The 24936-nt window shown below is 68.3% G+C and carries 21 protein-coding genes; 10 read left to right on the top strand and 11 right to left on the bottom strand.

Annotated features, from left to right (window positions below; all coding sequences use genetic code 11):
• Positions 1–7: 7 nt before the first annotated feature.
• Entirely contained in the window at positions 8–898 is an 891-nt protein-coding gene (locus PI990_RS12510; RefSeq protein WP_271660789.1) for an NAD(P)/FAD-dependent oxidoreductase, read from the bottom strand.
• A gap of 163 nt (positions 899–1061) precedes the next feature.
• Here PI990_RS12510 and PI990_RS12505 point away from each other — a divergent pair, with 163 nt between their 5' ends.
• Positions 1062–1520, top strand: a complete 459-nt coding sequence (locus tag PI990_RS12505; RefSeq protein WP_037021380.1) for an Rrf2 family transcriptional regulator — start codon at positions 1062–1064, stop codon at positions 1518–1520.
• A gap of 133 nt (positions 1521–1653) precedes the next feature.
• On the top strand, positions 1654–2490 hold the full coding sequence (locus PI990_RS12500) for an AraC family transcriptional regulator (protein WP_271660788.1): 837 nt from the start codon (positions 1654–1656) through the stop codon (positions 2488–2490).
• Positions 2491–2560: 70 nt separating this feature from the next.
• On the opposite strand, the gene PI990_RS12495 is transcribed toward PI990_RS12500, so the two are convergent.
• The 6 genes from PI990_RS12495 to PI990_RS12470 form a co-directional block, all read right to left on the bottom strand.
• Positions 2561–3091, bottom strand: a complete 531-nt coding sequence (locus tag PI990_RS12495) for a hypothetical protein (RefSeq protein ID WP_271660787.1) — start codon at positions 3089–3091, stop codon at positions 2561–2563.
• Between the two features lie 118 nt (positions 3092–3209).
• The gene (locus tag PI990_RS12490) at positions 3210–4025 is read right to left on the bottom strand and encodes a protein phosphatase 2C domain-containing protein (protein WP_271660786.1); all 816 of its coding nucleotides are present in this window, start codon (positions 4023–4025) and stop codon (positions 3210–3212) included.
• A gap of 83 nt (positions 4026–4108) precedes the next feature.
• Entirely contained in the window at positions 4109–5398 is a 1290-nt protein-coding gene (gene qhpG, locus PI990_RS12485; protein WP_271660785.1) for a flavin-dependent monooxygenase QhpG, read from the bottom strand.
• On the bottom strand, positions 5391–6062 hold the full coding sequence (gene qhpE / locus PI990_RS12480) for a subtilisin-like serine protease QhpE (RefSeq protein WP_271660784.1): 672 nt from the start codon (positions 6060–6062) through the stop codon (positions 5391–5393). Before qhpE ends, qhpG begins: the two co-directional genes overlap by 8 nt.
• Entirely contained in the window at positions 6052–7779 is a 1728-nt protein-coding gene (locus PI990_RS12475) for an ABC transporter ATP-binding protein (protein WP_271660783.1), read from the bottom strand. Before PI990_RS12475 ends, qhpE begins: the two co-directional genes overlap by 11 nt.
• Positions 7780–7831: 52 nt before the next feature.
• Positions 7832–9721, bottom strand: coding sequence for a sigma-54-dependent Fis family transcriptional regulator (locus PI990_RS12470; protein WP_271660782.1), 1890 nt, complete (start codon positions 9719–9721; stop codon positions 7832–7834).
• A gap of 234 nt (positions 9722–9955) precedes the next feature.
• Between PI990_RS12470 and PI990_RS12465 the strand changes: the two genes are divergently transcribed.
• The 6 genes from PI990_RS12465 (at position 9956) to PI990_RS12440 (ending at position 17257) form a co-directional block, all read left to right on the top strand.
• The gene (locus PI990_RS12465) at positions 9956–10351 is read left to right on the top strand and encodes a MerR family transcriptional regulator (RefSeq protein ID WP_021218137.1); all 396 of its coding nucleotides are present in this window, start codon (positions 9956–9958) and stop codon (positions 10349–10351) included.
• Positions 10352–10394: 43 nt separating this feature from the next.
• Positions 10395–11558 (top strand): isovaleryl-CoA dehydrogenase, encoded by a 1164-nt coding sequence (locus PI990_RS12460; protein ID WP_271660781.1) that lies wholly within the window; start codon positions 10395–10397, stop codon positions 11556–11558.
• Between the two features lie 80 nt (positions 11559–11638).
• Entirely contained in the window at positions 11639–13243 is a 1605-nt protein-coding gene (locus PI990_RS12455; protein ID WP_271660780.1) for a carboxyl transferase domain-containing protein, read from the top strand.
• Positions 13244–13334: 91 nt separating this feature from the next.
• Positions 13335–14132 carry a gamma-carboxygeranoyl-CoA hydratase gene (locus PI990_RS12450; RefSeq protein ID WP_271660779.1) on the top strand — a complete coding sequence of 266 codons (798 nt, stop codon included), beginning with the start codon at positions 13335–13337 and terminating at the stop codon, positions 14130–14132.
• Positions 14133–14202: 70 nt separating this feature from the next.
• Positions 14203–16146: an acetyl/propionyl/methylcrotonyl-CoA carboxylase subunit alpha gene (locus tag PI990_RS12445; protein WP_271660778.1), complete on the top strand. Its 1944-nt coding sequence runs from the start codon at positions 14203–14205 to the stop codon at positions 16144–16146.
• 205 nt (positions 16147–16351) lie between these two features.
• Positions 16352–17257, top strand: coding sequence for a hydroxymethylglutaryl-CoA lyase (locus PI990_RS12440; RefSeq protein WP_184489386.1), 906 nt, complete (start codon positions 16352–16354; stop codon positions 17255–17257).
• Between the two features lie 177 nt (positions 17258–17434).
• Here the strand turns inward: PI990_RS12440 and PI990_RS12435 are convergent, their stop codons facing one another.
• The 4 genes from PI990_RS12435 to PI990_RS12420 form a co-directional block, all read right to left on the bottom strand.
• Entirely contained in the window at positions 17435–18853 is a 1419-nt protein-coding gene (locus PI990_RS12435) for a short-chain fatty acid transporter (protein ID WP_184489387.1), read from the bottom strand.
• A 279-nt stretch (positions 18854–19132) separates the two neighbouring features.
• Positions 19133–20311 carry an acetyl-CoA C-acetyltransferase gene (locus PI990_RS12430; protein ID WP_271660777.1) on the bottom strand — a complete coding sequence of 393 codons (1179 nt, stop codon included), beginning with the start codon at positions 20309–20311 and terminating at the stop codon, positions 19133–19135.
• A gap of 106 nt (positions 20312–20417) precedes the next feature.
• A complete protein-coding gene (locus PI990_RS12425) occupies positions 20418–21074 on the bottom strand; it encodes a CoA transferase subunit B (protein WP_271660776.1) in 657 nt (218 codons plus the stop codon).
• Positions 21075–21113: 39 nt separating this feature from the next.
• Positions 21114–21812, bottom strand: a complete 699-nt coding sequence (locus PI990_RS12420; RefSeq protein WP_213629339.1) for a CoA transferase subunit A — start codon at positions 21810–21812, stop codon at positions 21114–21116.
• 122 nt (positions 21813–21934) lie between these two features.
• On the opposite strand from PI990_RS12420, the gene PI990_RS12415 reads away from it, so the two are divergent.
• Both PI990_RS12415 and PI990_RS12410 read left to right on the top strand, forming a co-directional pair.
• A complete protein-coding gene (locus tag PI990_RS12415) occupies positions 21935–22849 on the top strand; it encodes a LysR family transcriptional regulator (RefSeq protein WP_271660775.1) in 915 nt (304 codons plus the stop codon).
• Between the two features lie 108 nt (positions 22850–22957).
• Positions 22958–24913, top strand: coding sequence for an acetoacetate--CoA ligase (locus tag PI990_RS12410; RefSeq protein WP_271660774.1), 1956 nt, complete (start codon positions 22958–22960; stop codon positions 24911–24913).
• Positions 24914–24936: the final 23 nt, after the last annotated feature.

The following is a 24936-nucleotide window of genomic DNA, read 5'->3' as shown; positions in this document are numbered from 1 at the left end:
TCCGCGATCAGTGGCTGTCGAAGATCAGTGACTGATGCGCAGCGGCACCGGCCAGGGTCCCATCGCCCACTGCCAAGGGCACCGAGCCGCCCATCCGCGCCGCATCACCGCAGGCGTAGACGCCCTTGACGCTGGTCGCCTTCATCGCGTCGGTGCGGATGATCCGCCCGTAGAAGCCCTCGTCGAACTCGCAACCCAGCGACTCCGGCAGCGAGCTGGCGACATCGATGCGGGTGGGCACGAACAAGCCGTCCAGGCTGATCACCCGCCCATCACGCAGCACCAGATCCAGTTCGCTTTCGATACCCCGCACCGGCTCGCGCTCCAGCGTCACGCCGCGCGCGGCGAGCTTGGCCAGTTGCTCCGCGTCGGGCTCGAAGGCTTGGTTGAGGAACAGCGTCGTGCGGCCCCAATCCGGCAGCAACAAGGCCAGGTGCATGGACATGGCCGAGGTGGCGATGACGCCGATCCGCCCCTGCTGCAGCTCGTAGCCGTGGCAATAGGGGCAATGGAACACCCGGCTGCCCCAGCGCTCGGCCAGGCCGGGAATCTCGGGGAGCTGGTCGACGACACCGCCCGCGAAGATCAGCCGGCGCGCCTCGCGCGGCTCCTCGCCCTCGATCTCGATACGGAAACCCCGCGCCGTCAGCGCAACGGCGACGGCCTTGCCGGTGAGCCACTCGACCGTCTCGTAGGCCATCACCTGCTCGCGTGCCTGGCTGGCGATGGCGCCGGGCGCGTTGCCGTCCTGGGTCAGGAAGCCATGTGAATGGGCGGCGAAGCGGTTGCGCCGCAACCCCTCGTCCACCACCAGGATGCGCCGGCGCGCCCGCGCCAGGGGCATGGCCGCCGACAGGCCGGCATAGCTGCCGCCGATGATGATCACGTCGTACTGCATCGCTGCTCTCCTCCGTAGCTCGCCGGCATCCGGGCCTCGGAAACTCCGGCTGATAATCATGAAACTTTTTAAGCTACATGATAGAGCGAGGATTTTTTCTCACGCAACTTATAAAGTGGCGTTATCCGATTCACCTGACGTAAGGCGCAACAGAGGCAATGCAATGAGAAAGGACAGCAGGCTCTCCCGCATGCTCCATGTGCTGCTGCACATGGCCCGCCATGACCAACCCTTCACCTCTGAACAGATCGCCCGGATGCTGGACACCAACCCGGTGGTGGTCCGCCGCACCATGGCCGGCCTGCGCCAGGCGGGCTACGTGAGTTCGGAGAAAGGCCACGGCGGCGGCTGGACCCTGGCCGGCGACCTCGAAACCATCACCCTGCTGGACATCCACAACGCCGTCGGCGGCCCGAGGATCTTCGCCATCGGCATCGAAAACGAAACCCCGGAATGCGCCGTCGAGCGCGTGGTCAACGCCGCCCTGGAAGACGCCCTGAACCAGGCCGAAGCGCTGCTTATCGACCGCCTCGGCGCCATCACCCTGGCAGAGCTGGCACGCGATTTCGACGTGCTGTGCAAGGCGAGCGGCTGGGGGATCGACGGGCGACATGAAGGCTGATGCTTCGAGCGGGCGACTGAAGTCGCCCCTACAATTCGGCGCCTGGCACGTCCATCGATAACCGGGCCGCAAGAACGATCAAATCCCCACCATGCTCCACTGCTAACGTCGCCCCCGTCTTCAAGGAGCACCTATGCCAAGCATCGAGAAAGTCCTGTGGTTCATCGAAACGGAGCTGGGCTCCGAGCTGGACCTCGGGCATGTCGCGCGCCAGTTCGACCTGTCGCCTTTCGCCCTGTCGCGCTTCTTTTCCCTGGCCACGGGCTGGTCGGTGATGCGCTACATCCGCGCCCGGCGCTTGAGCCAGGCGGCGCTGGCGTTGAGCGATGGGAAGCACGACATCCTCGATGTCGCCCTCGGCGCCGGCTATGGGTCCCATGAAGCGTTCACGCGTGCCTTCTGCGACCTGTTCGGGGCCACGCCCCGGCAGGTTCGCGAACAGGGGCACGGCAGCCTGTCACTGGTGGAAGCCTTGCGCATGAAAGAAATGAGCTTTGTGGAACTGTCCGAACCCCGCTACGAAACCCGCGCCGAATTCATCATCGCCGGCATGGGCGAGCGTTTCACCTTCGACAAGAACGAAGGCATCGTCGGCTTGTGGCAGGCCTTCGTGCCGTACCTGGGCAACATCCCCGGGCAGACCAGCTACGTCACCTATGGGCTGTGCTGTAACCCGGGCGAGGACGGCAGCCTCGAATACATCGCCGGCGTCGAAGTCCCCCGTATCGACACGCTGCCGCCGGCCCTGCGCTACTTCAAGGTGCCTCGACAGGACTACGCCGTGTTCCGCCACCTGGGCCACATCTCGACCATCCACCAGACCTTCCTCACCATCTTCAACAAGTGGCTGCCCGAGTCCGATTACGCCTTCGCCGACGCCCCGGAATTCGAGCAGTACAGCGCCGATTTCGATCCGATGCAGGGGACGGGGTTCGTGGAGGTATGGGTACCGGTGGTGCGGCGCGGGTAAGTCCCGTAGGTCGGGTGCAACCCGACGGTCCGAGAACAGGACCATCGCGGGTTTCACCCGCCCTACACCCTTATTGCCCAGCCTCAGGCACGAAGCGATACGGTTCGACCTCGAATAGCACCGAGATTTCAGCGATACCCGCTTTGAACAGACGGGCTATTTCCTGAACATCCTCATCTGCCCAGGTGGCCGTGAAGTACTCACCCTCAGGCGTGATGGAAGGCAGGTTGTTACCCCAGAACAGCGTGTCGTAGATATCGTCGAGGCGCCGGTTGGCCTCCCTGAATGCGGAGGGACCAGCCGGCTTGCCGATGAGGTCGACGAGGATGTTCCAGGTATTCAGGAAGTCCGAGCAATCGATCGCCTCGGCATCTGGCGATGCGCACCAGCCCGCGACCTCGTCGAAATCGTAATCAGGAACTTCGTCCTGATCCTGCAAATACGATCCCAGTTGTTCCAGATAGCGCCCGACATCGTGCTCCGACGCGAAGGTGATCACCTTGCCGGCATCGTTCTTCACGACACCATCGGTATGGTCGCAATACCAGATGAACAAGTGGTTCCGCCCGTGCAATCGGGCACGGCAGGAGTAATGCTCCATGGGTGTTTCTCTCCCTTTCTCAACGTGGTGTTGCCACTCCCCGTAGGTCGGGTGCAACCCGACAGTCCGTGCACCGAGGCAACGCGGGTTTCACCCGCCCTACGCGGGCCTTTCGGCCCTACCCCACCCGCAACCAGATCACCGAAGCATCATCGCTGGCCTTGAAGCGCGGGTAGCGCAGGCAGGCGGCGTCTTCGAGCTCGATGCGGCGCAGTTCGGCGGCCAGGGGCAGCAGGCCGCTTTCCAGCACGCGGGCCACCAGGGTGGCGGCGTCATAGTGGCGGTAGGTGTCGAACAGCGCGGCGAAGCCATCGGTCATCAGCAACAGGTCGTCGCCCTTGGCCAGCGGCGTGCGGGTGTAGTGCATGCCGGCCTTCGCCTGTTCGGCGTCGACGCTCAGCACTGCCTTGGGGCGTTCGCGGGCGGCGCGGCGGTCGGCCAGCACGTGGGCGCTGCGCACGTTGTCGGCGCCGGTGCCCGGGCCCAGTGCGGCGGCTTCGGCCTGCTCGGTGTCACGGTTCGGCTCGGGGGTGAGGAAGGCGACGCCGCTGGCGCTGCGGTGGATGACGACGCAATCGCCGAGGTGGCCGCAGGCGAGGCTTTCGCCTTCGATGGCCACCGCGGCGAGCGAGGCGCGGGGCAGTTCCCAGTGGGCGACCGGCTCGCGTTGGCGTTCACGCCCGTAGTCCGTGGCGACGCGGTCGAACACGCCGCCGCACAGTTCCGCCAGCGGGCCCGAGGCGCCGGCGAATGCGCGATGGGCCGCGCCGGCCAGCCAGGCTGCACCACCGCGCTCGCCCATGAGCCCCGGCTCGCCGAGGTCGGTGGCGCCGTCGATGACCCAGGCGTGCTGCTCGGCGCTGCCGATGCGGTCGTCGTTCGGAACCGAGTTCTTGCCCGCGAGGCTGAGGGTCTGGATCAGGTCGAAATGCATGGAGTCCCCTTCAATGGCCAGGCTGAATCTACGCGGCACATTCTAGCCTTCGCTCATTCCGAGCAGGGCAGGAAACGCACGAATCAGGGCCGATAACCCTGCCCCAGCAGCCAGCCCTGCACCTTGCGCCGCGCCTCGGGCGCCAGGCTCGCCAGCGCCTCGGCCAGTTGCCCGGCGTGCAACGCCTGGATGATGGGCGCGAGTGCAATGCCGTCCAGGTGCCAGATGCCCAGGGGCTGATCAGCGGTGACCACCACCTCCCGTTCCTCGATCAGGTCGCCCTGGATCACCGGCGCGCGCGCCACACGCAGCGGGTTGATATCAGCCGGTGTGTGCAGCGGCTCAGCGTCGGGCCAGGTGCTGCGCTCCCGCCAGAATGGCTGTGCAGCCCAGCGCTGTTCCATGGCGTAGAAGTCGCGACCGGTGCGGGCGAAGCGCAGGAACAGCTGCTCCACCCGCTGCTGGTGGAAACGCCGGGCCAGTGCAGTGCGCTCCGGCCGCTGCAGCAGGGTGTTGATCACCGCCGGCGCCTGCAAGGCGGAAGACAGGGACTGGAAGATGCCGTTGCCCGAGAGCGGGTCCACCGCCATGGCGGCATCGCCCACCCGCAGCCAGTCGGGGCCACTGGCTTCATTGAAGAGAATGGCGGTGCTGCTGCGGGCGTGCAGTTCGGCCGGCTGCAACGCGGCCTCGCCGAACAGCTCGCGCACCAGGGTGGATTCGCCGCGCCGCGACGCGCACCAGGCCGGCAGTTGCTCCTTGGGCGGCAGGCCATGGACGTCGCGGGTGATCTGCCAGTAGCAGCGCCCGTCTTCCAGCCGTGCCATCCAGGCCCAGCCGTCGGGCAGGCTTTCCAGCGCCGAGCCGGGGCGGCCCGGCGCCTCGCGCCACAGGTTGAGCAGGCTGAGGGTTTCCGGCCCGCGCATGCGGCCACCGGCAAGGGGGGCCTGGCGGCCACGGGCTTCCACCAGGAAGTCCGCGCGCAGCGGCTCGCCACCGTCCAGATGAATAAGGTGCCCCGGCTCCAGCGCCTCCACACGTAGCACCCGCGCCTCCAGCACCTCGATGCCGGCAAGGGCCAGGTCCTCGCGCAGCGCCGCATCGAAGCGCGGCCGGTCCAGCAGGCACTCCTGGTTGATGGATTGGCTGCCACCGCCCCAGGCGACCCGCCGTGGCGACGGCGCATCGGCACAGGCCAGAGCACGGGTGAGGCCGGCATGGCGGAGGCCTTCCAGCACTCGAAGGGAGACGCCCTCCAACGCCGCGAAGCGCCGCCATTCGCTGACCACACGCACCCCATAGCCCAACCGCTTCAGCCCCAGGGCCACCGCCGCGCCCGCCGGGCCGGCGCCGAGCACGACGATCTCAGCCATGGCGACGCTCCGGACCGGTGAAGGCAGCGCCCTCGTGCAACCAGTTCAGCACCGCCTCGCGGCTGGCGCCGGGGTGCTCGCGCAGGTGGGCGGAGATGATTCCGCTCAGCGCAGCGCAGGCCATGCTAGCGCCAGCCGCGCCGTTGGCGGCGCTGACAGGGGCACCGAAATCGGCCTGGGGGCTGTTCAGCCAGGACCACTGCCCGGGCGCGCAGCGGGCATCACCGGTGATGCGGATCACCCCCGGGTAGCCGGCCGGGTAAACCGGAGCGCCCTGGGCGGGGCTGGAAGCGCAGAGCAGCACGCCGGCACTCTGGGCCAGTACGCAGGCCTCGCGCAGCACCGGGCGGTCGTTGCGCAGGCCGAGGCTCATGGTGATTAGCGCCACGTCCTGCTCCAGCAGCCAGTACAGCGCAGCAGCCACCTGCAATGGGCTGGTCTGCCAACGCTCGCCGAACACCTGGGCCATGCAGACGCGCGCCGGCCCACCATGCCGGCCGAAGGTGTCCAGCACCAGGCTGCCGTGGCCGAGGATGTCGGGCTGCGCCTCGCCCTCCTGCAGCTCGCCACCTTCCAGCCAGAAGCGCCGGGCCAGCGCCACACGGGCCGCCTGCTTGGGAGCGAAGCCGCTGTCGATGATGCCGATGGAAGGCTCAGTGGCCATGGCTCACCGGCTCCAGGCGTTGCAGGCGGCCCTGCTCCAGGCGGAAGGCCAGCTCCGCCTCGGCCAGGGTGGAGGAGCGATGGCTGATAAGGATGCGCGTGCGCCCGGCGAACAGCTGGTCGATGGCGGCGATCACCTCGCGCTCGGTGGCTTCGTCCACGGCCGAGGTGGCTTCGTCCAGCACCAGCACCAGCGGGTCCTGCAGCAGTGCGCGAGCGATGGCGATGCGTTGTTTCTGCCCGCCGGAAAGCTGCTGGCCGCGCTCGCCCAGGGGGTTGTCCAGCCCCAGGGGCAGGGAGTCGATCAGGCCGTCGAGGCGAGCCAGCCGGGCCACCTGCTCGATGGCGTCGCGGCTGGCGTCGGGGGCGGCGTAGGCGAGGTTCTCCGCCAGGGTGCCGCGGAACAGCACGATGTCCTGACTGACCACGGCGATGCGCCGGCGCAGGGCGAGCAGATCGAGCTCGCGCAGGTCGGCGCCGTCCAGCAGGATGCGACCCCGGTCCGGGTCGTAGAAGCGTTGCAGCAGGTCGATCAGGGTGGACTTTCCCACGCCCGATGCACCGCTGATGGCCACCTTGAGGCCGGCGGGGATATCCGCCTCCACGCCATCGAGTAGCAGGCCGGCACGCTGCTCGTGGGCAAAATGCACGCCCTCCAGGCGCAAGGCGCCGCGGCCCTCCGGCATCGGCTGCGGCGCATCGGGCTGGCGCACGGTCACCGGCTCCTGCTGCAGCTCCATCACCCGGCCGAGGCTCACCGTCATGCGCTGCAGCGCGACGTAGAGCCCGAGCAGGCTCTGCACCGGCCCCACGGCCATGCCCAGGTAGGTGGAGAAGGCGATCAGCGCGCCCAGTTGCCAGGTGCCCTGGATCACCCAGTAGCCGCCGATGAGAAAGGCGCAGGCGCGGGACAGCGAGGTGAGCGTGCCGGGCACCGCATGGGTGAAGAACTCGGTGACCTGCACCCTGAGCAACTGGCGCATGTAGCCCTGCCCCAGCCCCTCCAGGCGGCGTGATTCGCGCTGCTGGGCGCCGGCGGCCTGGATGAACTTCATCGCCGGCAGCGTTTCCACCAGGAAGGACGACACGTCCGCCGAGCGCTCGCGCAGGCTGCGCACCTCGCGCTCCACCTTGCGCCGCATCCAGCGCAGCCAGAGCACCTCGATGGGGATCAGCAGCGCCAGCAGCAGCGACAGCTGCCAGGACAGCATCAGCATCAGTGCCACCGCCCCCACCAGGCCGATGACGCTGGAGACGGCAGAGAACAGCGAATCCACGGCGAAGCGCTGGATCTCCGCCACGTCGCCATCCAGCCGGGACAGGATGTCGCCCAGGCGCTTGCGCCCGAAGAAGGCCGGCGACAGCTGCTGCAGGTGGCGATAGAGGTCATCACGCAGTGCGAAGAGGATGCGCCCCGAGAGCCGCGTGTGCAGGTAGCGGTTGATGCCCGACAGCGCCGTGCCGAGCAGGCCGACCAGGATCATCGCCAGGGCCACCTGCACCAGGGTGCCGAAGTCCCGGGCCAGTAGGCCGTCGTCGATCAGCGTCTTGGTCAGCCAGGGCTGCGCCAGCACCAGCAGGCTGGCGCAGAGGGACAGCCCCAGCAGCACGGCGATGGCCCGGCCGTGGGGGCGGACGAAGCCGTAGAGCCAGGCCAGGGCGCGGCGCAGCAGGTCGGGGTCGTTGGCGTCGACGAGCTTGAGCAGAAGGCGGGTCATGTGATCACCCGCATGCCCCTACAAGAACAATGTGCTCCTGCATGGAACAGACTCATCCCCTCAGCTGCTTCAGCTTGCGATACAGCGTCGCGCGGCTGATGCCCAGGGCATCGGCCGCGGCCGAGACATTGCCCTGGTGGCGCTCCAGGGCGCTGCGGATCAGCTCCAGCTCGTTCTCGCGGATGCTGCCGGGCTGGCGCCGGCTGCTGGTCAGCTCGTCCAGCAGGCTGTCGGTGAGGTGGTCCAGGCCCAGCTCCTTTTCGCCGTTTTCGCGCATGGCCAGGGCCGAGCGCAGCACCATCTCCAGTTGGCGGATATTGCCCGGCCAGTCGTAGCCGGTGAGCAGTTCGGTCAGGTCTTGGTCCAGGCTCACGGCCGGCTCGCCCAGGCGCGCCAGCACCTCGGTGATCAGGGTGGCCAGGTCATCGCGCTCACGCAGGGACGGCAAACGCAGGCTGACGCCGTTGACCCGGTAGTAGAGGTCTTCGCGGAACTGGCCACCCTGTACGAGGCGCTGCAGATCGCGGTGGGTGGCGCAGATCACGGCGATATCCAGCTCCTGTTCCTCGCCGGCGCCGAGGGGCGCGACGCGGCGTTCCTGCAGCACGCGGAGCAGGCGCGCCTGCAGGGCCAGGGGCATGTCGCCGATCTCGTCGAGGAACAGCGTGCCGCCCTGGGCCTGCATCACCCGGCCGACCATGCCGCCCTTGCGCGAGCCGGTGAAGGCGCCCTCGCGGTAGCCGAAGAGTTCGGATTCGATCAGCCCTTCGGGGATCGCCGCGCAGTTCACCGCGACGAAGGGCTTGCCCGCCCGCGCACTGGCCTGGTGCAGCGCACGGGCGACCACTTCCTTGCCGGTGCCGGTTTCGCCCAGCAGCAGCACCGGCAACTCGCCGGCCAGCCCCTGGCGGGCCATGCGCAGGGCACGGGCCAGGCGCGCGTTGCCGCCGGCCAGGGCTTCCAGCTCCGGCGCGGGCGTGGCGGTCGGCCTGGCCGGTGCCACCGAGGCGACACCGATGTGCCGGGGCAACTGCAGGGCACGGAAGAAGAACTCGCCGCGCGGGGTCTGCACGCTGCTCACGCCGCCTTGCAGCAGGCGCGCGAGGAAGCCCGAGGCGCGGGCGCCGAGCAATTCCTCGCAGCTGTGGCCCACCAGCGCCTGGCGCCCCACCCGCAGCAGGTGGCAGGCCTGGTCGTTGGCGGCCAGCAGTTCGCCGTCCAGGCTCAGGGCCAGCAGGCCGTGCCAGGCGGAGCCGAGGTACTGCGGGCGTGAATGGAAGGCCAGCACCAGCTGCTGCGGATAGGTCAGGCCGAACAGGCGGCTCTCGATATTGCCGGCCGCCAGCAGCAGCGTGGCGAAGCTGTCGCGGGGCTCGGCCAGGTGCCCTTCGCGGGTCAGGTCGATGACGCCGACCACCCGGCCGTGGGGGTCCTTGAGCGGCACCGAGGTGCAGGCGAAGCGGCTGAGGCGGTCGAGGTAATGCTCGCCGCTGTTGATCAGGGTCGGTCGACCCTCGACCACCGCGGTGCCCAGGGCGTTGGTGCCGCGCAGGGACTCGCTCCAGCAACTGCCCGGGCGCAGGTCGCGCAGGCCGGCGAGCTGCAGGGCGTCGGTCTGCCCCTCGATGGCCAGCACGTTGGCCTGGGCGTCGCCGAGTATCACCAGGCCGCCCTGCCCCTGCTGGCGCACCAGGTATTCGAGTTCGGGGGTGGCGGCGTCGATCAGCAGGCGGTTGCCGTCCAGCAGCAGCTCGAGGTCGCGCAGCTGCTCGATGCCGGCGCCGTCGCCTTCGAGGCAGTCGAGCCCGTGACCGAGGCTGCGCCGCCACGAGGCGTCGATCTCCTCGCGCAGCACGCCATCAGGGAGGTCGCCTTCGTTCTGCAAACGCAGGCGGGCGAGGCGGGATTGCCGCAGGACATCGTCATTTCTTGTTATTCGCATGTCATTCGTACTCCAGCGCCCTCCTCGCCTGGCCCCTGTGGAGGGGGTTGGCGGCAGGGTCGCCCAGAATGTCTACACCCGCCTTTCGGCGCCGTAAAGAGTCGTGTCGTCCGTTGGCATGGCGAGCAATCTTCGCGCCAGAAGAGGCCAGCGGAACGACCGTGACGAGCGTTGACAGGCAGGTTCGCACAGGTTTACGTTAACGTAAAGGTAAACACAGCCGAGCCCGCTTCCATGTCCAAGACCTACAGCATTTCCGACCTCGCCCGCGAACTGGATGTGACCACCCGCGCCATCCGTTTCTACGAGGAGCAGGAAATGCTCTTCCCCGAACGCCGGGGCCAGGAACGCATCTACAGCCCCAAGGACCTGGTGGCGCTGAAGCTGATCCTGCGCGGCAAGCGCATCGGCTTCTCCCTGGCCGAGTGCAAGGAGCTGATCGACCTCTACGACCCGAGCAGCGGCAACCGCAAGCAGCTGGAGACCTTCATGGAGAAGATCGCCGCCCGCCGCGCGCAGCTGGAACAGCAACTGCTCGACATCCAGCAGATGCAGCTGGAGCTGGACACCGCCGAGGAACGCTGCCTGGCCGCCCTCGCCGAAACCAAGAAACAGGGCGCCAGCGCCTGACCCGACAACCCGTTTCCCGACAATCACAAGCACAGGTGGAACCATGACTTACCCGAGCCTGAACTTCGCCCTCGGCGACACCATCGACATGCTGCGCGAGCAGGTGCAAGCCTTCGTCGCCGCCGAACTGGCGCCCCGCGCGGCCCAGGTGGACAGCGAAAACGCCTTCCCCATGGACATGTGGAAGAAGTTCGGCGAGATGGGCCTGCTCGGCGTCACCGTGCCCGAGGAATTCGGCGGCGCGGGCCTGGGCTACCTGGCCCACGTGGTGGCCATGGAGGAGATCAGCCGCGGCTCCGCTTCGGTCGCCCTCTCCTACGGCGCCCACTCCAACCTCTGCGTCAACCAAATCAACCGCAACGGCAACGCCGAGCAGAAGCACAAGTACCTGCCCAAACTGATCAGCGGCGAGCACGTCGGCGCCCTGGCCATGAGCGAGCCCAACGCCGGCTCCGACGTGGTCTCCATGAAGCTGCGCGCCGACCGCAAGGGCGACCGCTTCGTGCTCAACGGCAGCAAGACCTGGATCACCAACGGCCCCGACGCCAACACCTACGTGATCTACGCCAAGACCGACCTGGAGAAGGGCCCACACGGCATCACCGCCTTCATCGTCGAGCGCGACTGGAAGGGCTTCTCCCGCAGCAACAAGTTCGACAAGCTCGGCATGCGCGGCTCCAACACCTGCGAGCTGTTCTTCGATGACGTGGAAGTGCCGGAGGAGAACATCCTCGGCGTGCTCAACGGCGGCGTCCGGGTGCTGATGAGCGGCCTCGACTACGAGCGCGTGGTGCTCTCCGGCGGCCCCACCGGGATCATGCAAGCGTGCATGGACGTGGTGGTGCCCTACATCCACGACCGCAAGCAGTTCGGCCAGAGCATCGGCGAGTTCCAGCTGATCCAGGGCAAGGTCGCCGACATGTATACCCAGCTCAACGCCAGCCGCGCCTACCTCTACGCCGTAGCCAAGGCCTGCGACCGTGGCGAGACCACCCGCAAGGACGCCGCCGGGGTGATCCTCTACACCGCGGAGCGCGCCACCCAGATGGCCCTGGACGCGATCCAGATCCTCGGCGGCAACGGCTACATCAACGAATTCCCCGCCGGCCGCCTGCTGCGCGACGCCAAGCTTTATGAAATCGGCGCCGGCACCAGCGAAATCCGCCGCATGCTGATCGGGCGCGAGCTGTTCAACGAGACTAAGTAAGCGGCAAGCAGCAAGCTTCAAGCGGCAAGGGAGCCCCTCTTGCAGCTTGGTGCTTGCGGCTTGCAGCTCATGGAGAAGCCATGATCCTGCACACCCAGATCAACCCGCGTTCCCCCGACTTCGCCGCCAACGCCGCGGCGATGGGCGAGCAGGTCGGCGCGCTGCGCGAGCTGCTGGCGCGCGTCCATGAAGGCGGCGGTGCCAAGGCCCAGGAACGCCACACCTCGCGCGGCAAGCTGTTGCCCCGCGAGCGCATCAACCGCCTGCTCGACCCCGGCTCGCCCTTCCTCGAGATCGGCCAGCTGGCCGCCCACGAGGTGTATGGCGAGGACGTGCCCGCCGCCGGCGTGGTAGCCGGCATCGGCCGCGTGGAAGGCGTCGAATGCATGATCGTGGCCAACGACGCCACGGTGAAAGGCGGCTCCTACTACCCGCTGACGGTGAAGAAGCACCTGCGCGCCCAGGCCATCGCCCGCGAGAACCGCCTGCCCTGCATCTACCTGGTGGACTCCGGCGGCGCCAACCTGCCGCGCCAGGACGAGGTCTTCCCCGACCGCGAGCACTTCGGCCGCATCTTCTTCAACCAGGCCAACATGAGCGCCCTCGGCATCCCGCAGATAGCCGTGGTCATGGGCTCCTGCACCGCCGGCGGCGCCTACGTGCCGGCGATGAGCGACGAAACCATCATGGTGCGCAACCAGGCCACCATCTTCCTCGCCGGCCCGCCGCTGGTGAAGGCCGCCACCGGCGAGGTGGTGAGCGCCGAGGACCTGGGCGGTGCCGACGTGCACTGCAAGACCTCCGGCGTAGCCGACCACTACGCCGAGGACGACGCCCACGCCCTGGCCCTGGCCCGGCGCAGCATCGCCAACCTCAACTGGCGCAAGCTCGGCCAGCTCAACCACCGCCAGCCGCTGCCACCGCGCTACGCGGCGGAGGAGCTGTACGGGGTGATCCCGGCGGATGCCAAGCAGCCCTTCGACGTGCGCGAGGTGATCGCGCGCCTGGTGGACGGCTCCGAGTTCGATGAATTCAAGGCCCTGTTCGGCACCACCCTGGTGTGCGGCTTCGCCCACCTGCACGGCTACCCGATCGCCATCCTCGCCAACAACGGCATCCTCTTCGCCGAGGCCGCGCAGAAAGGCGCGCACTTCATCGAACTGGCCTGCCAGCGCGGCATCCCGCTGCTGTTCCTGCAGAACATCACCGGCTTCATGGTCGGCCAGAAGTACGAGGCCGGCGGCATCGCCAAGCACGGCGCCAAGCTGGTCACGGCCGTGGCCTGCGCCAAGGTGCCCAAGTTCACCGTGATCATCGGTGGCAGCTTCGGCGCCGGTAACTACGGCATGTGCGGCCGCGCCTACGACCCGCGCTTCCTGTGGATGTGGCCCAACGCACGCATCGGCGTGATGGGCGCCGAGCAGGCCGCCGGGGTGCTGGCCCAGGTCAAGCGCGAGCAGAGCGAGCGTGCCGGGCAGGTGTTCAGCGCCGAGGAAGAGGCCCGCCTCAAGCAGCCGATCCTCGACCAGTACGAGCGCCAGGGGCACCCCTACTACTCCAGCGCACGGCTCTGGGACGACGGCGTGATCGACCCGGCGCAGACCCGCGAGGTGCTCGCCATGGCGATCTCCAGCGCCCTCAATGCCCCGATCGAGCCGACCACCTTCGGCGTGTTCAGGATGTGAAAAAACCAGCCGCAAGCTGCAAGCCGCATGCTTCAAGAGACGCGGCTCACCCTTGCAGCTTGCCGCTTGAAACTTGCAGCTGGGGAATCCCATGACCGACTTCAACACCCTGCAACTGGAGTTCGCCGAGAACGGCGTCGCCACCCTCTGGCTCAACCGGCCGGAGAAGAACAACGCCTTCAACGCCGGCATGATCCGCGAGCTGATCCTCGCCCTCGAAGCCGTCAAGGCCGCCGCCAACGTGCGCTTCCTGCTCCTGCGCGGCCGGGGCCGACACTTCTCCGCCGGGGCCGACCTGGCCTGGATGCAGGAGTCCGCCCGCCTCGACTACAACGCCAACCTGGACGATTCCCGCGAGCTGGCCGAGCTGATGTACAACCTCTTCCAGCTCAAGGTACCGACCCTGGCCGTGGTGCAGGGCGCGGCCTTCGGCGGCGCCCTGGGCCTGATCAGTTGCTGTGACATGGCCATCGGCGCGGCGGACGCGCAGTTCTCCCTCTCCGAGGTGCGCATCGGCCTGGCCCCGGCGGTGATCAGCCCCTTCGTGGTCCAGGCCATCGGCGAGCGCGCCACCCGTCGCTACGCCCTCACCGCCGAGCGCTTCAGCGGTGAGCGCGCCCGCGAACTTGGCTTGCTCGCCGAGTGCTACCCGGCGGAGGAACTGGAGCAGGCGGTGCAGGACTGGACCGCCAACCTGCTGCTCAACAGCCCCCAGGCCATGCGCGTGAGCAAGGACCTGCTGCGCGAGGTCGGCAACGGCGAGCTCAGCCCCAACCTGCGCCGCTACACCGAGAACGCCATCGCCCGCATCCGCGTCAGCCCCGAAGGGCAGGAAGGGCTCAATGCCTTTCTGGAAAAACGTAAGCCGAGTTGGCAAACGAACAGCTAGAAGCTGGAAGCCCGAAGCTGGAAGCAATCGCAGCCAGCATTAGCCCCCAGCTCGCCAAAGGAGCAGAACAATGACTACAACCTTGCTGATAGCCAACCGTGGCGAAATCGCCTGCCGGGTGATGCGCACCGCCAAGGCCCTGGGCCTGAACACCGTGGCCGTGCACAGCGAAATCGACCGCAACGCCCGCCATGTGCGCGAGGCCGACATGGCGGTGAACCTGGGCGGCGCCAAGCCTTCGGAAAGCTACCTGCGGGCCGAGCGCATCATCGCTGCCGCCCAGGCCAGCGGCGCCCAGGCCATCCACCCCGGCTACGGCTTCCTCTCCGAGAACGCCGCCTTCGCCCGCGCCATCGAGGCCGCCGGCCTGGTGTTCCTCGGCCCGCCGGCCAGCGCCATCGACGCCATGGGCAGCAAGTCCGCCGCCAAGGCGCTGATGGAAGAAGCCGGCGTGCCCCTGGTGCCTGGCTACCACGGCGAGGCCCAGGACCTGGAGACCTTCCGCACCGCCGCCGAGCGCATCGGCTACCCGGTGCTGCTCAAGGCCGCCGCCGGTGGTGGCGGCAAGGGCATGAAGGTGGTAGAGCGCGAAGCCGAACTGGGCGAAGCCCTGGCCTCCGCCCAGCGTGAAGCCCAGTCGGCCTTCGGCGACGCGCGCATGCTGGTGGAGAAGTACGTCCTCAAACCGCGCCATGTGGAGATCCAGGTCTTCGCCGACCGCCACGGTAACTGCCTCTACCTCAACGAGCGCGACTGCTCGATCCAGCGCCGCCACCAGAAGGTGGTCGAAGAAGCCCCCGCCCCTGGCCTGTCGCCGGAGCTGCGCCGCGCCATGGGCGAAGCCGCCGTGCGCGCCGCCCAGGCCATCGGCTACGTCGGTGCCGGCACCGTGGAATTCCTCCTCGACGAGCGCGGCGACTTCTTCTTCATGGAGATGAACACCCGCCTGCAGGTGGAGCACCCGGTCACCGAGGCCATCACCGGCCTGGACCTGGTGGCCTGGCAGATCCGCGTCGCCCGTGGCGAAGCGCTGCCCATCACCCAGGAGCAGGTGCCGCTGAACGGTCACGCCATCGAGGTGCGCCTCTACGCCGAAGACCCGCAACAGGACTTCCTCCCCGCCAGCGGCCGCCTCGCCCTGTACCGCGAACCCGCCGCCGGCCCCGGCCGCCGGGTGGACAGCGGCGTCGCCGAGGGCGACGAGGTTTCGCCCTTCTACGACCCGATGCTGGCCAAGCTGATCGCCTGGGGTGAAACCCGCGAAGAAGCCCGCCAGCGCCTGCTGGCCATGCTCGACGAAACCGCCGTGGGCGGCTTCGCCACCAACCTGGCCTTCCTCCGCCGCGTGCTGGCCCACCCCGCCTTCGCCGCCGCCGAGCTGGACACCGGCTTCATCGCCCGCCACCAGGAGCAGCTGCTGCCCGCCCCCGCCGCGCGCCCGGAGCTGTTCTGGCAGGCCGCCGCCGAAGCCTTCCGCCAGGGCAGCGCCGCACGCCTGCGTGAGGACGACCCGCATTCGCCCTGGAGCCGCAACGACGGCTGGCGCCCCGGCCTGCCCAGCGAAACCGACCTGCACCTGGCCTGCGGCGACGAACGCCATCTGGTGCGCCTGCGCGGCACCGCGCCGAGCACCCTGCGCCTGGACGGCGAACGCCTGTGGCAGGAACAGGACGGCATCACCCGCCAGCGCCTGGCGATCCGCCGTGGCAACGCCCTCTACCTGGAATGGGACGGCGAGCTGCAACGCGTCGAGCAGGTCGACCCGGTGGCCGAGGCCCAGGCCGCCCACGCCCACCACGGAGGGCTGACGGCGCCCATGAACGGCAGTATCGTGCGCATCCTGGTGGAAGCCGGCCAAGCCGTGGAAGCCGGCACCGCCCTGGTGGTGCTGGAAGCGATGAAGATGGAGCACAGCATCCGCGCGCCCCACGCCGGCACGGTCAAGGCGCTGTACTGCAGCGAAGGCGAACTGGTCGCCGAAGGCACCGCGCTGGTGGAGCTGGAAGAGGCGTGAGCCCACGTTCGTAGCCCCGTAGGGTGGATGTCGCTCTTTACATCCACCAGCGTGGCCCGACCCAACACCGCCGGTGGACATAAAAACGATGTCCACTCTGCACAGAACGAGTCCGTAGGATGGGTTTCGCTTCGCTCTACCCATCCTACGGAAGAATTGCGATGAACCCGGCTCGGCACCGCCGATGAATGAGAGAGAAGACGCGATGACGATTCCCAAGAAGGTCCGCCTGGTCGAAGTCGGCCCCCGCGATGGCCTGCAGAACGAGAAGCAACCCATCAGCGTGGCCGACAAGGTGCGCCTGGTGGACGACCTCTCCGCCGCCGGCCTCGACTACATCGAGGTGGGCAGCTTCGTCTCGCCCAAATGGGTGCCGCAGATGGCCGGCAGCGCCGAGGTGTTCGCCGGCATCACCTACCGCCCGGGCATCACCTACGCCGCCCTGGCGCCGAACATGCGCGGCTTCGAGGCCGCCCTGGAGGCCGGGGTGAAGGAAGTGGCGGTGTTCGCCGCCGCCTCCGAGGCCTTCTCGCAGAAGAACATCAACTGCTCCATCGCCGAGAGCCTGGAACGCTTCGTGCCGCTGATGGACGCGGCGCGGGCCAACGGCATCCGCGTGCGCGGCTACATTTCCTGCGTGCTGGGCTGCCCCTACGAGGGCGAGGTGCCGGCCGAGCAGGTCGCCGCCATCGCCGCCCAGCTGGACGCCATGGGCTGCTACGAAGTCTCCCTCGGCGACACCATCGGCACCGGCACCGCTGGCGCCACCCGCCACCTGTTCGAAGTGGTGGGTGCCAAGGTGCCGCGCGAACGCCTCGCCGGGCATTTCCACGATACCTACGGCCAAGCCGTGGCCAACGTCCATGCCGGCCTGCTGGAAGGCATCGCCGTGTTCGACAGCTCGGTCGCCGGCCTCGGCGGCTGCCCCTATGCCAAGGGCGCCACCGGCAACGTCGCCACCGAAGACCTGCTTTACCTGCTCAACGGCATGGGCATCGAAACCGGCATCGACATGGATCGCCTGGTGGACGCGGGCCAACGCATCTGCACCGTGCTCGGCAAGGAAAACGGCTCCCGCGTCGCCCGCGCGCTCCTGGCGAAGCGCAGCTGATCCTCTCTCCCACGACCACAACCCGTCGTAGCCCGGACTTCAGTCCGGGGGCTTGTCCAACATCGCTCCCGGGCTGAAGCCCGGGCTACCGGCTCTCTCCTCGTAGGAGCGAATTCATTCGCGATGGGGGCTCCCCAAAAGCCTCGCGGTTGAAACCGCTCCTACGCCTTTCCCCTGTCAGGGCATGACCGGCGGCACGTATTCCAGGGTGCTGCCAAGCGCCCACAGCAGCACCAGCACCAGCGGGATGTGCACCAGCAACTGGACGAAGGAGAAGCCGATCAGGTCGCGCGCCTTCAGGCCCAGCACGCCCAGCAGCGGGAGCATGTAGAAGGGGTTGATCAGGTTCGGCAGCGCTTCGGCGGCGTTGTAGATCTGCACCGACCAGCCCAGGTGGTAGCGCAGCTCGTTGGCCACCTGCATCACATAGGGCGCCTCGATGATCCACTTGCCGCCACCGGAGGGGATGAAGAAGCCCAGCACGGCGGAGTACACGCCCATCAGCAGCGCGTAGGTGTCGTGGGAAGCGATCTGCACGAAGAAGGTGGAGATGTGGTGCGCCAGGGTCTGGCCATCGCCGCCGTTCACCGTGGTCATGATCGCGGCGATGGAGCCGTACAGCGGGAACTGGATCAGCACCCCGGTGGTAGTGGGCACGGCGCGGGCCACGGCATCCAGGAAGCTGCGCGGGCGCCAGTGCAGCAGCGCGCCGGCCATGATGAACAGCAGGTTGTAGGTGTTGAGCCCGGAGATGGCGGTGATCGCCGGCTTGCTGGCGAACTCCTGGGCCAGCCAGCCGCCGGCCAGCACCACCAGCATGATGATCAGCAGCGGGCTGTGCTCCAGCCACTCGCCCGGGCGGGTCGGCTTCGGCTGGGGCGGCGCGGTGAAGCTCGGGTCCACGCCACAGGCCTTGGCATCGCGAGCACTGGCGGCGCTGGGCGCGGTCATGTAGGCGATGGCCAGGGACACCAGCACCAGCGCCAGCAGCAACACGCCAGACTGCCAGAGGAAGATGGTCTCGGTGAAGGGGATGACGCCGGTGATGGCGAGGATCGACGGCGGCAGGCTGGCCGGGTTGGCCTGCAGCTGCGCGGCCGACGACGACAGCCCCAGGGCCCAGACGGCGCCCAGGCCCAGGTAGGCGGCGGCACCGGCGGCGCGGTAGTCCATCTTGATGTCTTCACGGCGGGCCAGTGCACGCACCAGCAGGCCGCCGAACACCAGGGACAGGCCCCAGTTGAGCAGCGAGGCGACCATGGAGATCAACGCCACCCAGGCCACTGCGGTGCGGCCATTCTTCGGCACCCGCGCCAGCAGGTCGATGAGCCGCGATGCCGGGCCGGAGCTGGCGACCACATAGCCGCCGATGACCACGAAGGCCATTTGCATGGTGAAGGGGATCAGGCTCCAGAACCCATCGCCGAAGGCCTTGGCCGTGGAGCTGACGGGCGCGCCCATGGCCAGCACGGCGACGGTGACGATCAATACCGCGAGCGCGGCGAATACCCAGGAGTCGGGGAACCAGCGCTCGGCCCAGGCTGAGCAGCGCATGGCAAAACGGGCGGAACGGCTTTCTTCGAGTTGCGTGACCATCGGTCTACCTCACTTTTATTCTTGTCGGCATGGCACGGCCGGGGCCGGGCACCGGATAAGGGTTGGAACCAGCACGGGGGTCTTTGCCCCCTGTTTGCCTGAAACGACGACGCCACGCCCCAGGGCGTGGAATGCGTCTTGCCCCGCTCGGTGAGCGGTGCGTGATGCAATTCCCGGCGCGACCTCTATCCGGAGGTCGTCACCGGGCGCAGCGGAGCCCAGCACGGGAGGCTGGGCCGGGTGATGCGTCGGGCCGGGTTCCTCGGCCCGACTGAAGGCTTAACGCTCGATGGCCAGGGCCACGCCCTGCCCGCCGCCGATGCACAGGGTCGCCAGGCCCTTCTTCGCATCGCGCTTGATCATCTCGTGCAGCAGGGTCACCAGCACGCGGCAGCCCGAGGCACCGATGGGGTGGCCGATGGCGATGGCGCCACCGTTGACGTTGACCTTCTCGGCGTCCCAGCCCAGCTCCTTGCCCACCGACAGGGCCTGGGCGGCGAAGGCTTCGTTGGCTTCGATCAGGTCCAGCTCGCCGAGGTTCCAGCCAGCCTTCTCCAGGCAGCGCTTGGTGGCGGAAACCGGGCCGATGCCCATGATCGCCGGGTCGACGCCGGCATTGGCATAGGCGGCGATGCGCGCCAGCACCGGCAGGCCCAGGGCCTTGGCTTTCTCGGCGCTCATCAGCAGCACGGCGGCGGCGCCGTCGTTGAGGCTGGAGGCGTTGCCGGCAGTGACGCTGCCGTCCTTCTTGAACGCCGGCTTGAGCTTGGCCAGGGATTCGGCGGTGGTGCCGGCGCGGGGCTGCTCGTCGGTGGCAAAGGCGACGGGGTCGCCCTTCTTCTGCGGAATCAGGATCGGGGTGATCTCATCCACGAAGCGGCCGGCTTCGATGGCGGCGGAAGCCTTTTGCTGGGAGGCGGCGGCGAAGGCGTCCTGGGCTTCACGGCTGATGCCGTACTTCTCCACCAGGTTCTCGGCGGTGATGCCCATGTGGTAGTCGTTGAAGGCGTCCCACAGGCCGTCCTGGATCATCGTGTCGACCAGTTTGGCGTGGCCCATGCGCAGGCCGGTGCGGGCGCCGGGCATGACGTAGGGGGCGAGGCTCATGTTTTCCTGGCCACCGGCGATGATCACCTCGGCGTCGCCGCAGCGGATGGCCTGGGCAGCCAGGTGCAGGGCCTTGAGGCCGGAGCCGCAGACCTTGTTCAGGGTCATGGCCGGCACGGCATTGGGCAGGCCGGCGAGGATGGCGGCCTGGCGCGCGGGGTTCTGGCCGGAGCCGGCGGTGAGCACCTGGCCGAGGATGACTTCATCCACCTGGGCGCCATCGAGGCCGGTCTGGGCCAGCAGCTGGCGGATCACCGCAGCGCCCAGCTCGGGGGCGGGAATGTTGGCCAGCGAGCCCTGGAAGCTGCCGACGGCGGTGCGGGTGGCGGCGACTATGACGACGTCTTGCATGTGCGGATCTCCTGCGGGGCCACGCCGCACGGGCCTGGCCGATGAACAAAAGACCGCCCCGCGGACGAAGCGTGCGTGGCGTTTCGTCCGCGAGGCGGAAGAGCAATCAGAAGCTCATTTCGATCACGTCGTCCGGGACGATCAGCTTGCCGGCGGTCTTGGCGACAATCTCCTCGACGCTGACGCCGGGGGCGCGCTCGCGGAGGATGAAGGCGCCGTCCTCGATCTCCAGGTAGGCCAGGTCGGTGAGCACCTTGCGGATGCAGCGGCAGCCGGTGAGCGGCAGGCTGCAGTGCTTGAGCAGCTTGGACTCGCCGTCCTTGGAGGCGTGGGTCATGGTGACGATGATGTTGTCGGCGCCGGCCACCAGGTCCATCGCGCCGCCCATGCCCTTGACCAGCTTGCCGGGGATCATCCAGGAGGCGATGTTGCCCTGCACGTCCACCTCGAAGGCGCCCAGCACCGTGAGGTCGACGTGGCCGCCACGGATCATGGCGAAGGATTCGGCGGAGTCGAAGATCGCCGCGCCCTTGCTGGCGGTGACCGTCTGCTTGCCGGCGTTGATCATGTCGGCGTCGACTTCCTCCTCGGTGGGGAAGGCGCCCATGCCCAGCAGGCCGTTCTCGGATTGCAGCATCACTTCCATGCCCTCGGGCACGTAGTTGGCCACCAGCGTGGGGATGCCGATCCCCAGGTTCACGTAGTAGCCGTCCTTCAGTTCGCGGGCCACGCGCTGGGCCATCTGTTCGCGGGTCAGTGACATTTCAAATGCCTCATCTTGTACTGTTATCGGAGAGGATGCTCAGGAGCGAGTGGTGCGCTTTTCGATGCGCTTCTCGAAGGTGCCCTGAATGATGCGATCGACGTAGATGCCGGGGGTGTGGATCTGGCTCGGGTCCAGCTCGCCGGGCTCGACGATTTCCTCCACCTCGACCACGGTGATGCGGCCGGCGGTGGCCACCACCGGGTTGAAGTTCTGCGCGGTGTGGCGGTAGATCACGTTGCCGTAGCGGTCGGCCTTCCAGCCCTTGACGATGGCGAAGTCGCCGGTGATGGCCGGCTCGAGGATGTAGGGGCGGCCATTGAATTCGCGGGCCTCCTTGCCTTCGGCGACCGGGGTGCCGTAGCCGGTGGCGGTGTAGAAAGCGGGGATGCCGGCGCCACCGGCGCGCAGCTTCTCGGCGAGGGAGCCCTGGGGCGTGAGTTCGACTTCCAGCTCGCCGCTGAGCAGCTGCTGCTCGAACAGGGCGTTCTCGCCCACGTAGGAGGCGATCATCTTGCGGATCTGCCGGTCTTCCAGCAGCACGCCGAGGCCGAAGCCGTCGACGCCGCAGTTGTTGGAGACCACGGTGAGGTCGCGCACGCCACGGCGGCGGATCTCGGCGATCAGGTTCTCGGGGATGCCGCACAGGCCGAAGCCCCCGGCGAGGACGGTCATGCCGTCGGTGAGCCCTTCGAGGGCTTCCTCGTAGCTGCCTACGCGCTTGTCGAGTCCACTCATGGTGCTGCCTCTTGTGATTGTCGTTGGCCCGGCGCGGGGCCGGTGAGTGGGCCCAAGCTTCTCCTCGTTCGACTCATTTGTTAATTTTGTTTTTCCTCGCTATTGATCGGCAAAACAAATCAATGACCGTCAAGCAACTGCGTGCCTTCCTCGCCGTCGCCCAGAGCCTGAGCTTCGCCCAGGCCTGCGAACGCCTGCACCTGTCCCAGCCGGCGCTGTCCCTGGCGATCAAGAACCTGGAGGAGTCCCTCGGCGGCCAGCTGCTGGTGCGCACCACCCGCAGCGTGGCGCTGACGCCCGAAGGCGAGACTCTGCTGCCCATCGCCCGGCGCCTGCTGGCGGACTGGGATAACGCCGAGGAGCTGCTGCGCCAGCACTTCACCCTGCAGCTGGGCAAGGTGGCCATCGCCGCCATGCCCTCCTTCGCCGGCAACCTGCTGCCGGTGGGGCTGCGCGCCTTCCGCGATCGCCACCCGAAGGTCAACGTGGCGGTGCATGACGTGATCAACGAACAGGTGCTGGAGATGGTGCGCAACCACCGCGTCGAGCTGGGCATCGCCTTCGAGCCGGAGTCCCTCGACGGCCTGGCCTTCACGCCCTTCTACACCGACCGCTTCGTCGCCGTGGTGCCCGGCGATTGCCCGCTGGCCGAGCGTCGGGAAGTGAGCTGGGCGGAGCTGCTGGGCGAGCCCTTCATCACCCTGCAACGCCCCTCCGCCGTGCGCCTGCTGCTGGAGGAGCGGGTGGCGGCACGGCACGGCCGGCTGCCGGTGGCCCTGGAGAGCCACCAGTTGGTGACGGTCGGTCGCATGGTCGCCCAGGGCCTGGGCGTGAGCGCGGTGCCCAGCCTGTGCATCCAGCAGATGGAGGAACTGGGCGCCCGCTGCATCGCCCTGCGCGACCCGCAGATCGAGCGTCGCGTGGGCCTGCTGTGGCTCTCCGGGCACACGCTTTCCACCGCCGCCCAGGCCCTGGCCGACGCGCTGCTGCACCTGCGCGACTGGAATCGCCAGGCGCCTGCGGAACCCGGCGAGTGAGACCAACCCCGAACCTTGTACCGGAGCGGCCGCCCACGGCCCGTGCCATGCTATGGACATCGCCCGCCAGCGCAGTGGGCCCAGCCGTAGAAGAAGAGGAATCGCCCGATGAACCAGCCCCTGTGGACCCCCAGCCCGGAACGCATCGCGGCCACGCGGATGGACGCCTTCCGCCGCGAGATCAACCGCCGCCACGGCCTCGACCTGGCCGACTACGCCGCCCTGCACGCCTGGAGCGTCGAGCAGCGGGAAGCCTTCTGGCAGGCGCTGGTGGAGCTGTTCGACGTGCGTTTCCATGCACAGCCCCGCAACGTGCTGGAGGAAGGCGCGGCGATGCCCAGCGCCCATTGGTTCCCCGGCGCCACCCTGAACTTCGCCGAGCACCTGCTGCGCCGCCGTGACGCCCACCCGGCGCTGGTGGCCGTGGCCGAGGACGGTCGCCGCGAGCAGCTCAGCCATGCCGAACTGGCCGCCCATGTGGCCGGCCTGCAGCAGCGCCTGGCCGCCGCCGGGGTGGGCGTCGGCGACCGTGTGGCGGCCTTCATGCCCAACACCTGGCAGACGGTGGTGGGCATGCTCGCCACCGCCAGCCTCGGCGCCACCTGGTCGTCCTGCTCGCCGGACTTCGGCACCCAGGGGGTGATCGACCGCTTCGGCCAGATCGAACCCAAGGTGCTGATCGCCGCCGCCGGCTACCACTACGCCGGCAAGCTCCTGGACCTGACCGCCAAGCTCAATGAAATCCTCCAGCGCCTGCCCGCCCTCGCCCAGTTGGTGGTGGTGCCCTATGCCCGCCCCGAGGCCCGCGCGGAAGACTTCGCCACCCCGGCCCGGGTCAGCCTGTGGAGCGACTTCTACCGCCCCGGCGGCGAGCCCGCCTTCGTTCCCGTGCCCTTCGAGCAGCCGCTGTACATCCTCTACTCCAGCGGCACCACCGGGGTGCCCAAGTGCATCGTCCACGGCGTGGGCGGCACCCTGCTGCAGCACCTCAAGGAACACGCGCTGCACAGCGACCTGAAGGCCGACGACACGCTGTTCTACTTCACCACCTGCGGCTGGATGATGTGGAACTGGCTGGCCTCCGGCCTGGCCCTGGGCGCCACCCTGGTGCTCTACGACGGCTCGCCCTTCCACCCCGGCCCCGAGCGGCTGATGGACCTGATCGACGCCGAGGGCATCAGCGTGTTCGGCACCAGCGCCAAGTACCTGGCCGCCCTGGAGAAGGCCGGCGCCAAGCCCCGCCAGAGCCATCGCCTGGAGCGCCTCAAGGCGCTGCTCTCCACCGGCTCGCCCCTGGCCCACGAGGGCTTCGACTACGTCTACCGCGAGATCAAGGCCGAGCTGTGCCTGTCGTCCATCTCCGGCGGCACCGACATCGTCTCCTGCTTCGCCCTGGGCAACCCGGTGCTGCCGGTATGGCGCGGCGAGCTGCAGTGCAAGGGCCTGGGCATGGACGTGCAGGTGTGGGACGAGGACGGCAGGCGGCTCACCTCCGGCAAGGGCGAGTTGGTCTGCGCCCGGCACTTCCCCTCGATGCCGGTGAGCTTTTGGAACGACCCGGACGGCGAGAAATTCCGCGCGGCCTACTTCGAGACCTTCCCCGGCGTCTGGGCCCACGGCGACTACGCCGAGGAGACCGCCCATGGCGGCCTGGTGATCCACGGCCGCTCCGACGCCGTGCTCAACCCCGGCGGCGTGCGCATCGGCACCGCCGAGATCTACCGCCAGGTGGAGAAGGTGGAAGAAGTGCTGGAATCCATCGCCATCGGCCAGGACTGGCAGGGCGACGTGCGCGTGGTGCTGTTCGTGCGCTTGCGCGACGGCGTGGCGCTGGACGAAGCGCTGCAGGCGCGCATCCGCCAGGTGATCCGCGCCAACACCACGCCGCGCCACGTGCCGGCGAAGGTGATCGCCGTCACCGACATCCCCCGCACCCTCAGCGGCAAGATCGTCGAGTTGGCGGTGCGCAACGTCGTCCACGGCCGCCCGGTGAAGAACACCGACGCCCTGGCCAACCCCCAGGCGCTGGAGCTGTTCAGGGACCTGCCGGAACTGGCGGAGTGAACACCGCGAGGCCGTAAGCCGGG

The sequence above is a fragment of the Pseudomonas sp. TUM22785 genome, assembly GCF_028198105.1.
Classification (GTDB): domain Bacteria; phylum Pseudomonadota; class Gammaproteobacteria; order Pseudomonadales; family Pseudomonadaceae; genus Metapseudomonas; species Metapseudomonas solani.
This window is presented reverse-complemented; position numbering and strand designations above follow the sequence as displayed.